General features: G+C 59.6%; 7 protein-coding genes. 5 read left to right on the top strand and 2 right to left on the bottom strand.

The genetic code is table 11. The annotated features are described in order from the left end of the window. Positions 1 to 24: 24 nt before the first annotated feature. From TBK1r_RS04690 to TBK1r_RS04670, 5 genes are all read left to right on the top strand, one after another. Positions 25 to 1641: a prenyltransferase/squalene oxidase repeat-containing protein gene (locus TBK1r_RS04690; protein ID WP_419580971.1), complete on the top strand. Its 1617-nt coding sequence runs from the start codon at positions 25 to 27 to the stop codon at positions 1639 to 1641. Between the two features lie 206 nt (positions 1642 to 1847). After that, positions 1848 to 3575 carry a matrixin family metalloprotease gene (locus TBK1r_RS04685; RefSeq protein ID WP_145207751.1) on the top strand — a complete coding sequence of 576 codons (1728 nt, stop codon included), beginning with the start codon at positions 1848 to 1850 and terminating at the stop codon, positions 3573 to 3575. Between the two features lie 164 nt (positions 3576 to 3739). Then, positions 3740 to 4417: a sigma-70 family RNA polymerase sigma factor gene (locus tag TBK1r_RS04680; protein WP_145207750.1), complete on the top strand. Its 678-nt coding sequence runs from the start codon at positions 3740 to 3742 to the stop codon at positions 4415 to 4417. Beyond that, positions 4417 to 6963, top strand: a complete 2547-nt coding sequence (locus TBK1r_RS04675) for a serine/threonine-protein kinase (RefSeq protein ID WP_145207749.1) — start codon at positions 4417 to 4419, stop codon at positions 6961 to 6963. Before TBK1r_RS04680 ends, TBK1r_RS04675 begins: the two co-directional genes overlap by 1 nt. Then, the gene (locus TBK1r_RS04670) at positions 6960 to 8276 is read left to right on the top strand and encodes a hypothetical protein (RefSeq protein WP_145207748.1); all 1317 of its coding nucleotides are present in this window, start codon (positions 6960 to 6962) and stop codon (positions 8274 to 8276) included. The genes TBK1r_RS04675 and TBK1r_RS04670 overlap by 4 nt, the downstream gene beginning before the upstream one ends. A 368-nt stretch (positions 8277 to 8644) precedes the next feature. On the opposite strand, the gene TBK1r_RS04665 is transcribed toward TBK1r_RS04670, so the two are convergent. Together TBK1r_RS04665 and TBK1r_RS04660 are read right to left on the bottom strand one after the other, a co-directional pair. Beyond that, positions 8645 to 10144 carry a hypothetical protein gene (locus TBK1r_RS04665; RefSeq protein ID WP_145222031.1) on the bottom strand — a complete coding sequence of 500 codons (1500 nt, stop codon included), beginning with the start codon at positions 10142 to 10144 and terminating at the stop codon, positions 8645 to 8647. Between the two features lie 47 nt (positions 10145 to 10191). After that, entirely contained in the window at positions 10192 to 12696 is a 2505-nt protein-coding gene (locus tag TBK1r_RS04660) for a c-type cytochrome (RefSeq protein WP_145207747.1), read from the bottom strand. Positions 12697 to 12851 lie beyond the last annotated feature (155 nt).

The raw sequence follows: 12851 nt of genomic DNA, 5'->3' as shown, positions 1-12851 counted from the left end.
AACTCTCTTCTTCGTTTCCCTCCCATGCACGCCTCCTCTCAATCGACTTTCGGCACGCCCAACCTGCCCCCCGCCGTCATCATGCCGCCGGTGGCGCGGCCTCGGACTCCGTCCTTGCGTGATCGTTGGCGGCGCGACAAGCCCCACGTCACCAAGCCGGTGGCTCCGACGATCCACGACGCGGCGCCGACGGACGAGGACCTGGAGCAATTGGAGGGTCGTTTTCATTATCGAACCCTCAAACGCCAACTGGAAGAAATGCCGGCTTGGCTGTTTAGCTTGTTCGTCCACCTGCTGTTGTTGTTGTTGCTGGCGTTGATCAGCACTTCTTCGGGGCAAATTGGCGACATGGTGCTGACGATCACCCAGGGAGAGTCTGCGGAGACGCCGGAATTCGCTGAGTTCTCGATCGAACCGATTCAATGGGAGGATCTGCCGACGGAAACGCCAAACGAATCAGAACTAGACATCGATCCGCTCGATTTTGACGCGTCCGTTGAACTGGTTTCTCTGGAACCGGTCTTGGAACGAGGCGAAGGGTTGGTCGAGGCATCGGTCGTCAAATTGCCACCGTCTCCCAAGAACATGTTTGGCGGGCGCAGCGGGGCAATGAAACAAGAGCTTCTAAAACGATCCGGGGGGACGCAGGCGACCGAAGACGCGGTGAAGCTGGGATTGCAGTGGCTGAAACGACAACAACTCGGTGACGGAAGCTGGAGTCTTCTTGGTCCGTACAGCGATGGCGCCCGATCAGAGAACAAGGTGAGCGCCACCGCAATGGCGATGATCGCATTCATGGGGTCCGGCAGCACGCATCACAGCGGACCGTATCGGAAGGAGTTGGCGCGGGCGGTGCGTTGGTTGGTCAAGCAGCAAGACCGTCAAGGCTTCATGGCGGTCCAGTCGGCGCCGCATGAAAAAATGTACGCGCAAGCGCAAGCGATGATCGCGTTGTGCGAACTGTACGCGATGACCGGCGATTCATGGATTCGTCCCTATGCCCAACGCTCCTGTGACTTCGCGGTCCGCGCCCAGTCGCCTCAAGGCGGTTGGCGCTACCAACCACGGATCGACAGCGATACTTCGGTGACCGGTTGGTTTGTCATGGGGCTGAAAAGCGGCGAGGCCGGGGGGTTGGAGGTCGACGATTCCATTTGGCCCAACGTCCAGCGGTACCTCGATTCGGTGCGTGCCGGACGTGAAAATGACTACTACGCCGTCGGTTACGCCTACACCGTCGGCGACGTGGCCTCGCCGTCAATGACCGCCGAAGGACTCCTTTGTCGACAATACTTGGGATGGCATCGCAACATGCCCGGGATGGCACAAGGATTGGGAACGTTGGCAATCAACCATCCGATCAGTTTTCGCCAGCCGGATGTCTACTACTGGTACTACGCGACCCAAGCCCTGCATCACTACGGTGGGCGGCATTGGACGGAATGGAACGACAAACTGAAAGTCGATCTGCCGGCGCGGCAAGTGTTGCATGGCCGCGAACGAGGCAGTTGGTCGCCTCAAAATGACGCCTGGGGACGCCATGCCGGTCGTCTGTATACGACCTGTTTTTCCGTGTACTGCCTGGAAGTCTACTACCGCCACATGCCCCTGTACGATCCCGAAAACGATTTCGAAGAGTGATGCGTGTGACTGGAGCACTTGTCCGCAAGTGGAACTCGCGGCGAAATCAACACGCCACCCAGAGTTTTGGCGTCGATTGTGACATCGCCGGTCGAAAAAGTCCCCTGTCTATCGGGAACGATCGTGTCGGCACGCAGCCGCTGATGAGCTTTCCCATTCATCACGACTTCCGACCGCCGCTACGAATCGACTTTTCAAAACCGCTCATGAAACACCCCAAAAAAAGAAAGCGTCGTCTGTCCATCCAGCCCCTCGAAACGCGACGTGTCCTGGCAGCCAGTTTTGGTTGGGACGGTGTCGGATTGGGAAGCGCCGAACTGACTTACACCATCAACGGATCACCAAGTTCACTCTCGCCAGCCGAAACCACGGCGGCCATCGAAGCGGCACTCGACGTCTGGTCCAGTGTTGCGGACATCACCTTCACACCCACCGACCAACTCGGTTTGCGAGATTCCATCGACATTTCCTTTGTCAACATCGATGGCACGGCAGGCACCTTGGCCCAAGCGTACTTTCCCGACGACGTGAATCCGGCCCGAATTGCCGGCGACATTCAATTTGACGTGTCTGAAGTTTGGGAGGTGGGAAACGCACTGGGGAACAACGCCTTTGATCTGGTTTGGGTCGCCGTTCACGAAATCGGTCACTCTCTGGGACTCGATCACACCGATTCGGCCGCCAGCGTGTTGGCCCCGTTTGTTTCGCCCAGTCAATCGTTCACCAGCCTGAGCAGTGTCGATGTTGCCGCGATCCAAGAACTGTACGCCGCCAGCACCGACACGACCGACGTCGTTGACACGTCCGATGTTGACATCGACACAAGCAATGAATCGACGACCGATGAACCGATGGACGAAACCCCGACCGGCAACGTTGACACCGACAGCGGGGACAGCGACGACTACCCGTTCCCGCCGAGTCGATGGCGACGCGGCGGACGCTGGCATCCGTTCGGTGGTCGACTGGATGCCGAGCAAGTGGACTTTAACTACACCAATCCGACCGACGTCAATGGAGACAACACGACAACACCGTTGGATGCGTTGATGGTCATCAACCAACTCGATCGGGCGACGTCCAGCGGACTGACGGACGTGTCGGAAGTTGAAACCGTCGGCTTGTGTGATGTCAACGGCGACAATGCGATCACGGCTCTCGATGCTTTGACGGTCATCAACGCGCTCCACAACGGCAATTCGGAAACCCTCGATTCGATCACCGCCGACGCCGAATCGGAGGACACCGAAACGCTGGAGGAAAGCGGCGAACTGGAGGAGGGTGACGAACAGGAAATGGACAACGAACTGGATGACAGCAGCGAGGTCGAGGAAATGGATGAGGTGGACGCCAGCGATGACGCAGACGAAAGCACCGACCCAATCGACGACGGGGGCCTGGTGGACCAGACCGATGACGGCGCGGACGACACAGACGAAACCGATCACGGTCATCATCTCGTCCGGCGTTTCCCTGCAAGCCTGTTCGGAGCAGAAACCGAAGTCTTCGTCGCCCGTTTTGATGCCGACGAAGACGGCGCGCTTTCGGAAGCGGAAGTGTCCGAGCGGCTTTGGAACAAACTGACGACGCTGAATGCCGATCGCAACGGCGATGGGCTCATCACCCTGGACGAAATCGATTCGGCATTGCTGGCGTTCCAATTGGAAGCGTTCAACGAAAAAGACAGCGATGGAAACGGGCTGCTGACCGAGACCGAACTCGGCGAGCGGCGGTGGCGGAAGATTTCGGCCGCAGACGTCGACGACGACGGCGGCGTGTCGTTTGAAGAGCTGCAGGCATTCCGCGATCTGGCAAGTGAATCGGGCGAGATGACGCGTCCACGACATCGCCATCACGTGCCATCGGATGCGTTTTTTGCTTCGCTGGGGCGAACCCGCGGCGGTCAATTCCGAGCCCGTCGATCGTTTCGGTGAGCAAAGTGACGGAGAACAATCTTTTGAAAAAAATGTTCAAAAGCGCGGCGGATTCACGTCTCTCGTCGCAACTGACTTAACAGCGGGCAGCAAAACGGTGAAATCCTCTCCCCGCTCGGCTGCTTTTCCGCCCCTCTTTCTTCTCTCCTGCTGAAGTCCGCAACATGGTCACCACCGACTCCCCCAGCCCAATCTATTCGGTTGATTCCGCTCCCCCCGCAGACCCGGGCGACGAGGCCGGTTTTCCCGAATTGCTCGCCAGTGCCCGCAATGGTGACCGTGATGCACTCGGCCAGCTGCTGCAATGGTATGCCAACTATTTGACCATCCTGGCCAGCACCCAACTGGACCGCCGATTGCGTCGTCGATTGAATCCTTCTGACATCGTTCAAGAAGCGATGTTGGCAGCCCATCAGGACTTTGCCGATTTTCGGGGGACCAGCCAAGGCGAATTGTTGTGCTGGTTGCGGACGATCTTGATCCACACGCTTCATCGCAGTTTCAAACGTCACATCAAAGTCGAAAAGCGTGACATCCGCCGCGAAGTGTCGTTGGAAGTGGTCAACAATCAGTTGGAAAACTCTGCGTGTAACCTGGCCGGGATGTTACCCGCCGGCGGTCCTTCGCCCAGTTCTCCGCTGCAGGCCCGCGAAAGCGCGGTGATCCTGGCCGACCAACTCAGCAAGCTGAAACCTCATTATCGCGAGGTCATTGTGCTCCGCGTCTTGCAAGGTCTCTCGTTCGACGAGATTGCCCAGCGGATGGATCGCAAGTGCGGCGCCGTTCGGATGCTTTGGTTGCGGGCGTTGGAAAGTTTTAAAACAACCGGGGCGATGCATTGATGGTGGCACTGAATCAATCCGACATCGACGCCACGGGTTCGCAGCCCTCGATGCTACAAGGGTTAACCGAAGATCAGCAGACGCGTTTGACCGAGCTGCTCGATCAATACTTGCTCGCGCTCGAAAACGGCGAACGCATGGATGTCAGTCAAGTCAACCAGGCGAACCCAGATCTCGCCGACGTCTTTGCCGCGTACTTGGAAAAGCTCGACGCGTTGTATGGCGTGTCCCCCGGTTTCCAAGATCCGAGTCGCACCGATTCGCCTGAGCAGCATCGCAAAATGACGCTGGGAGATTTCACGATCCAACGTGAAATCGGACGCGGCGGAATGGGGATCGTTTACGAAGCCAGTCAAAAATCGCTTGACCGCCGGGTCGCGATCAAACTGTTGCCGCTCGCATCATTACTCGACGCTCGGCAAATCGCTCGATTCAAAAATGAAGCCCACGCGGCAGGCTTGCTTCAGCATCCCAATATCGTGCCGATCTACAGCGTCGGCAGCGAGCGGGGCGTTCATTATTATGCGATGCAGTACATCGACGGAGAGTCGATCGACGTGAAAGTGACATCGGCCCGCCATGAAGCAACGCATCGGATCGAAGCCCGCACGTCGCAAACCATACGCTGGGCGATCGACATCGCGGGGGCATTGCACGTCGCGCATGAGAACGGGGTGGTCCATCGCGACGTCAAACCGTCCAACCTGATGCTGGACAAATCTGGGAAAATCTGGATCACTGATTTCGGACTCGCCCGCTGCCAATCCGACGTGACGCTGACGCGATCGGGCGATGTCATCGGCACGATGCGTTACATGAGTCCCGAACAGGCGCGCGGCGAGTCGGCGTTGATCGACGGGCGGGCCGACATTTACTCGCTCGCGGCGACCCTGTACGAGATGCTGACCCTGCGTCCGGCTCACGATGCCGACGATGCCCCGACGATTCTGCGACAGATCGACCAAGACAGCGTCACACCGCTGCGCAGTCTGCGACCGGATCTGCCGCGCGATTTGGAAACCGTGATCGCCAAAGCGATGTCGAAACGTCGCGAAGATCGTTACGACACGGCCGAAGACTTTGCCAGCGACTTGAGTCGCGTTTTAGAGGGCCGCCCCACCGTCGCGCGGCCTCCCTCGATCGCCGACCACATTGCTCGTCTGGCCGCCAAACATCGCAACGTGGTGATGACCGGGGCATTGGTCGTCATGCTGGGTTTCCTGGGATCAGCGATCGCGACGGCGAAGCTGGCTGCCGCCAAACAGGCCTCCGATGACAGCGCCCTGCGCGCCACGCGTGGCGAGGCGCTCGCCCGTGATGTCCTCGACCGACTCGGTGCACAGGTGGCCGAACAGCTCTCCGATATCCCCGCCGCGGACTCCGTCAGACGTCAGTTCTTAGTTGTTACGTTGGATTACTACCAGCGATTTGCCGCGGAAGCCCAAGATGATCCGCAACTGCGCGAAGACCTGGCGGTGACGCTGGGAAAGACGGGTTCCTTGCAGTCCGAACTCGGCGAAAACGACAAGGCGATCGAGTCCCTCGCCCGCAGCGAATCGCTTTACGCCCAGCTTGCCGCCCAGCCGACGGCGAGCGATGCGACCTTGCTCGACTGGTCAACCAGTCAAAACAACCTGGCCCAGGCATATGTCCGCGGCGGCAAGCTCGAAGACGCCGCGCGATTCTTCGCCCGCGCCATCGTGACACAAAAACGCATTGTGCGGCGAGCGGCCAGCGAGCAATATCAAACCGCCAGGCTGGCCTTGGCGACCAGTCTGAACAACTTGGGCTTGCTGCTGAACCAAACCGAAGCCAAAGAAAAAGCCGAAGAAACCTATCTGGAAGCGATCCGTCTTCTTACAGAGAACGGTCAGCCGACAAGCTCGGAGAGTCAACAACAGCTCGCCACGGTCCGAACCAATCTCAGCGGCTTGCTGACCACGACGTCACCGGAGCGTGCGGTGGTGTACGCGCGGGAAGCACTCGCGGGACAGCTCGATGCCCTCCAGGCCGATCGTGGAAACGCGAAACTGGCGACGCAGACGATTGTCACGCTCAACACGCTCGGGGCGGCTCAATCGGCAGCACAGCGAAACGCCGCGGCGATCGACACGTTCAATCGAGCCATCGAAATCGGCAACGAATTGCTCACCCGATGGCCCGAACAAGCAACGTATCGTCGCGACTTGGTGCTCAGCTACAACCACCTAGGTCTGGCGCTGTCCAAATCCGATCAACGGACCGCCGCACTCGCCGCCTTTGACCAGGCACTCTCCCTCGGACGTCCGCTCGCGGAACGGTTTCGCGATGATGCCGAGACGCAAAGCATGCTCGGTGGTGTGTTGAACAACCTCGGTTTTCTGCACCAACAGCTCGGTGATCGCAAGGCCGCCGCCCAAGCCTATCACGAAGCCATCGAGCGGCAATCCACCGCGGTCCGGTTGGCCCCCGAAGTGGCGCGTTTCCAAGACTACCTGAAAAAACATCAACGCAACTACCGAACGGTCGCCGTAGCGACCGTGGACCTTGGGAGGGCAGCATCATGAGCAATCCAGAAGAGTCCCGCGCACTGTTGTTGGAACGATTGGAATCTCGTTGCATGCTGGCGGCTGGAATCCTGTTCCAGGTCACACCCCGCGAGGCCACGGTGTTTGATCGCGGCGATGGTGGCGATCGCGGCGGCGCTGGCGATCGAGCCGCAATCGTTGCCGGAGCGTCGCATCACGACAGTCATTCGCAACGCACGCAATCGAATCGACTGATGGGCGATCGACATGCCTCGATCCGTGAAAGCGGCCCATCGATCCGTGGACCGTTTCCTGACGCGCAGGGTTTGGCCCAGGCACAGCGTCAGGCGTTTCTCCAGCCGCGGGGATCCACGCCGTCGACGACCATTAGCCTGATCGTTGTCCCCTCGTCGTCTCAATCGGGTTCAACTCAATCGGGTTCAACCAACAGCGACAGGGGCGGCAGCACCACGTCGCACCATGGCGGCGTGCTCGACGCGACCGGGACGGAGACGCCGATCGCGACTTCGACCGAAACGCCGGTTTCCGCACCGTCATCGACCGGCGTCGCAACCCAAAACGAAGTCGTCAAACCGGTTTCCAGAGACCGTGAGCAAGCTCAAGCAATCGCGAGCGACACCGTCCCCGTCAATCAGATCTCGGAAACCACGGCGGCGAGAGAAGCCATTTTTGGCGAGTCGTTGGTGGAGGAAGTGGTGGAGCCGATTGCGGTCGATCGCGAATCAGATCTCACCGTCACCGTGGAAACCCTTCCGTTGTGGCATCATCATTTCCAGGCATCGAATGACCATGCCGATGACTCAACCGACGACGAGCGATGGGAACTTGGCGGTGATGCCTTGGAACGACTTCGTGAAGTCGCTGAGGGAGGAAATGATGATCGTCCGAATCAGGAACGGTCGGTCTACGATCACGCGATGGATGAGTGGTTTGGCGAGTCAACCGGATTGATCGAAGGCATCGTTTTTGAACATGATCTGCCGTCGGTGATGCTCGACATCCACGCGTCGGTGGTCGACGTCGTCTTGGACGCGACCGTCGGCATGCATCGCAGCGTCGGCTTGATCGCGGGCGTGGAGACGCATCTCAGTCCCGACCCGGCAAGCGAGATCCGTGGCGCCATCCTGGCCGTCATCGCGAGTGAATTCGCCGACTCCATCGCCAGCGAGCAACCACCTCGTGTCCAGACGAACGTTGACACGCATCCGATTCGCATTTCCGGAATCGCTTACCCCGGCGCCGCCATCATCGCCAGCCTGCTCGCGATCGGCAGTCGACGATGGTCCGGCAAACATGCCGAAAAAGAAGAGATGAGCCCCGACGAGCGATAGACAGCATCACCGGACGGCTCGCGCCGTTCCGCTACGATGCGCTTCGCCCGGTTGTTAGCGGCAGGGCGCAAGCCCTCCGGTCTGCCGCGACGCCCAGCGGCATCACCGGACGGCTCGCGCCGTTCCGCTACGATGCGCTTCGCCTGGTTGTTAGCGGCAGGGTGCAAGCCCTCCGGTCTGCCGCGACGCTCTGCGGCGGCACCGGACGGCTCGCGCCGTTCCGCTACGATGCGTTTCGTTCCATTGATAGCGGCAGGGCGCAAGCCCTCCGGTCTGCCGCGACGCTCTGCGGCGGCACCGGACGGCTCGCGCCGTTCCGCTACGATGATCTAAACTTCGTTCGTTAGTGAAGACGAGCGCCGGCGATTTCACTCTCTCGCCGGGATTCGATTCAACGTGTAGTACGCTTCGGGATGCAGCAGCGGTTGCCCCGATTCGTTGCGGACGCCGTCGGCGTTCAGCTCGTGAACGAAGTGGGGACGCAACCCGTCGACACTTAGACGTACACGTTTGCGATCTTCCGAAACCTCGGCCGCTACAATGCTCGGTGTTTTGGTTTGAATCTCGTCACTGCCATAAGTTGCGTGGTACAGGTAGGTGTAACTGAGCATGCGATAGGAATCGACGTCGCCGGCCGACTCCGGATCGACCGGTTGGGTGAAGGTGAGTTCGAATCCATCCGGTTGGGCGCGCATCTCCTTGATTTCAAACGGCGTCTTTCCCGTCCAGACCAGACGCTGCAATCCGTAACTGGCGCGTCCCAAGCTGCTCCATCCTCGATTGGTCAACCCCACAAACACGCTGCCATCACTCCCTTGGATCATCCGCAGGACCGCGGACGCGAACCCGAGCCGAAAGGGAAAACAAGCGCCCTGGTACTCGCCATCGACCTTTTCCAGGAACACACGGTTGATGCCCGCCTGCGTGAATTCGCCGACAAATAGTTGACCGGCAAACGGCCCGAATTTTCCACCGCTTTGGTCCAGCATGATGTCGGTCGCCGACTGCCCCATTTTTTTGTAGGGGAACCAAACCGCGGGCGGACGAAGTTGTTTGAATTGCTGCAACGCCTTTGGCAGCGGCAGACCACTGGGCACCTTCTCGACGCCGTCGATCGTCGATCCCGGCTCGTTCATCGACGCGAGCGCTTCGGCGTGATGAAAAAAGGCGCCCGGACGCATGTGGTGCAGCGAATTGGTGGCCACCCAATTGCCTTGCTGATCGGTATAGAACATGTCGCCCGCGGCATTGGCCCCCAATCCGGATGGTGATCGCATCCCGGCACAAACCGGCACCAACTCACCAGCCGGGGTCAGCTTCATGCCCCAGCCGCGCCACCGGCCTTGTCGATACCCCAGTGCGGCGTTGGGCACGATGCGTTTGAGCTGATCGTCTTTGAGTCCCAAACCGATGTTCAGTGTGATCCACAAATTGCCATCGCCGTCCATTTTGGGGCCGTAGGCATATTCGTGATAGTGTCCGGTCACACCCCAACCTTTTGCGGCGGTCAGATACTCATCCGCCACGTCGTCTCCATCGACGTCGCGAAGCCGCGTCAACTCGCTTCGCTGGGCCGTGTACAAGTCGCCCTTGTGATAGAGCAGCCCGAGTGGTTCGTGCAGCGCGGTGGCGAATCGTTTGAACGACACGTTGTTGGGCGGGTCGTCATAGACACCGTCTAAGATCCAAACCTCGCCTTTTCGAATCGCCACGGCCAGCCGCGAATCATCCAGGAGCGCCAGCCCACCGACTTCCAATGCCAACCCATCGGGCGCGGGTTTCCAGTTCTTGGATCGCGAGTCCGTCGCCGCTTTGGCAACCGATACATCTATCAGCCGATAATATTCTTCTTCACCGCCCCGCGCCATCGACAGCGGAAACGTGAGCGTCGTCAACGCCAAGATCAAAATTCGAATCACCAACGATACTCCAAAATGGCGGTGTTCCTGTTTTGCGAGTCCAAGGGGATCAGCCACTGGTCGCTGTCACCGGACCGACGCAACGAACCCGTTCGCGCCAGAGCCTCCGTCAGGGTGACGGTCAAACCTTGTTGATCGGAAACGGCGAACTCGCCTTGCGGTTTCAGTCGCTCGGCCGCATGAGCGAGCAGGTGTAGTTTCTGGTCTGAGGTATCGCCGCGAACTGACGGTGCGCGTCTGGCTGTCACTGAACGCTTGAGCGTTCCGGACTCCGTTGCCTCGATGCGGTCTTCGATCGACCAGCCAGCGATGTCGTACAAAAACGTCGGTACGCCGGCAGCATCCAGCCGATAGCCGCGGAATCGGTAGCCGGCATTTTCACCCTCGTGTTCACCGCCGTTTTCATCAGCGATCACCACGGGACCGGCCGGCATTGCGATCTGGGCGTCGCCCAACGGATCCGCCGGCGGGGTGAAACGTTCGAACCAAGTGCCACGGGCGTCCAGGAAACGCTGCTTCCATCCGATTGCCAACCGCATCTGCTCGGCATCGAATGCAAAATGGACGCCTTGCGGAAAACCGACCGCGATGGCGTGCGTTCCCGCTTGTTCCATGAACGTCCGCAGCACGATCGGTTTGCCGCTGGGTGCGAGTTCGTAGTTAGCCGAACGCACCGTCTCAATCTTTTCCGGCAGTGGTTCCCTATCCATGTTTTTCAAATAGGCCCAGATCGCAGAGATCTGGTGCCGCACATTGCCGTCGAGCAACTCCGGCCGATTGCTCTTTCCGTCTGGGAAAAACGTGGGCATACGTGTCCGCTTTTTGACCGCGCTGGGATTGAGCACAAATTCATAGAACCACTTTGAATCGATGCGGTTGGTGGTCCCCGCCAAATCGATCCCGACGACACCGGGCAAACTCTCGCCGCGGAAAGCATGGCAACCGACACAGCCCGTGTTGACCAGGTCGCGTCCAGCATCAGCCATCTCCTTTTGCGGCGGCAGAATGTCAACCGCGTCAGATTGGTCCACTCGATCGGCCTCTTGAAATCCACGGACCAGCGGATCAACCGTGTCCGCGGAGTAAGACGGCATGCGGGCGGCCATGAAGGGACGGTGGGGGCCTGTCTTGGGATGGAAGACGGCCGCCAGCGCTTTGGGAAGCAATTTCCGGCCCACTCCGCCCAGCGTCGGCGGCAACCGACCTTCGTCACCCAAGTCCACGTGGCCGACGGTTTCGAAGTAGGCCTTGCGAAACCGTCCGACTCCACCCCGTTCGTCGCGACGATGACAGCCATAACAATTCAGTTGCAGCATCCGGAAATCCACCTCATCGGCGGCGGTGCGATTTTCCGATCCTCCGTCAGTCAGACGCGCGAGGATTGCACGGCGTTGTTCGTTGTCCAACGCATATCGGGGTATCTCGCCGTCGGGGTTCTCGATGCAACTTGATCCGGCGTCGGCATTCAGCTGCGACAGGGGCTTTGCCGCCGCAACGGTCAACGCACCGGACGATTCTCCAGTCAATGCGTCAGATGCATCATGGCACGACGCACAGCGCAGGGCGACGAACAGCCCCCGTCCTTTTTCCACCATCGTTTGCGGCGCACTGTTGGGCTGCATGTCGATCTGTTTCGCCGTTTGGTCCCGAAGCAGATGGGCGGCGATGTCCGCGGCTTCGAGCGGTGAGAGTCGCAACGAGGGCATCCGCGCACTGGGGCGCGTCTTGGTCGGGTCCAGCAGCATCATCGTCAACGAGCGCTGCGAGTACTTACTGACCAGATTACCGTGCGGCACCGAATCCACTCGCCGTGCCTCGCTGGCCAAGCCCAGGTCGGCGATTTCTTCGGGATCGAGTTGTTCGATCAGCTCGTCGATCGCCGACGGTTTCGATTCGACCGTTTCGTAATTCGGGTCGGGGTCATGGCAAGCCACACAACCGACCGTGTGATACAGTTTATTGCCGCGATCGGCGTCGCCCCGTTTCCAAAACTCGTGGACCACCGGCAAGGCACCACCGGCTTTGATCACGGCAAACGGTTGTTGTTGGGAACCCAAGAATGCCACCAGCGCGTCGATCGCTTCGCCGCGTTCCGATTCCGGAAGCTGCGACAACACGTGGGGCATCGTCGTTTCAGGTTTCATCGCCGCGGGATCGGCCAGATACTGTTTCAGCCACTGGGGTTGCAGCCGATTACCGGCACCGGTCAGCCGCGGACCGCGTTTGGGTTGCAGCCAAGGATCGTCCGAAGCGTGGCAGCTGACACAGCTCAATTCGCTGATCATCAGCGACCCGGCCAGCGTCGGGGAGAGTTCATCATACCGCGCGAATCGATCAAAACCGCTGACCATCGGTGCGGCGATCGAATCCGCGTCTGACGTCTCGGGCGTTTGTTCCTCGGTTCGTGCGACGCCGGGGATGACAATTGCAATCGCGAATACAAACGGCCACCAAGACCGAGCAACGATGGGTCTGCGTCGTGTGAGTGTCTCTGCTTTCATAGCGACTCGGCGACGATCAGACTGAAAGGGGCGGGTTTCTTCATTGCGTGTGAATCAGTGAAGCGTGAAGGTGGGATGCGGAGGGACGCACATCATATTCACTGTCGGAGGCGACCGTCAGCCGAGACGGGGCCCGTCATCGGCGATTCGCTAGG

This window comes from Stieleria magnilauensis (assembly GCA_007753675.1).
Taxonomy (GTDB): Bacteria; Planctomycetota; Planctomycetia; order Pirellulales; family Pirellulaceae; genus Stieleria; species Stieleria magnilauensis.
Note: the sequence above shows the minus strand (reverse complement) of the source record. Positions and strands in the feature narration are given on the sequence as shown.

Bases quoted from the DNA above. Each gene is read 5' to 3' on its own strand.
- TBK1r_RS04690 (WP_419580971.1), top strand. From the start codon at position 25: ATGCACGCCTCCTCTCAATCGACTTTCGGCACGCCCAACCTGCCCCCC.
- TBK1r_RS04685 (WP_145207751.1), top strand. From the start codon at position 1,848: ATGAAACACCCCAAAAAAAGAAAGCGTCGTCTGTCCATCCAGCCCCTC.
- TBK1r_RS04660 (WP_145207747.1), bottom strand. From the start codon at position 12,696: ATGAAAGCAGAGACACTCACACGACGCAGACCCATCGTTGCTCGGTCT.
- TBK1r_RS04680 (WP_145207750.1), top strand. From the start codon at position 3,740: ATGGTCACCACCGACTCCCCCAGCCCAATCTATTCGGTTGATTCCGCT.
- TBK1r_RS04675 (WP_145207749.1), top strand. From the start codon at position 4,417: ATGGTGGCACTGAATCAATCCGACATCGACGCCACGGGTTCGCAGCCC.
- TBK1r_RS04665 (WP_145222031.1), bottom strand. From the start codon at position 10,144: ATGGCGCGGGGCGGTGAAGAAGAATATTATCGGCTGATAGATGTATCG.
- TBK1r_RS04670 (WP_145207748.1), top strand. From the start codon at position 6,960: ATGAGCAATCCAGAAGAGTCCCGCGCACTGTTGTTGGAACGATTGGAA.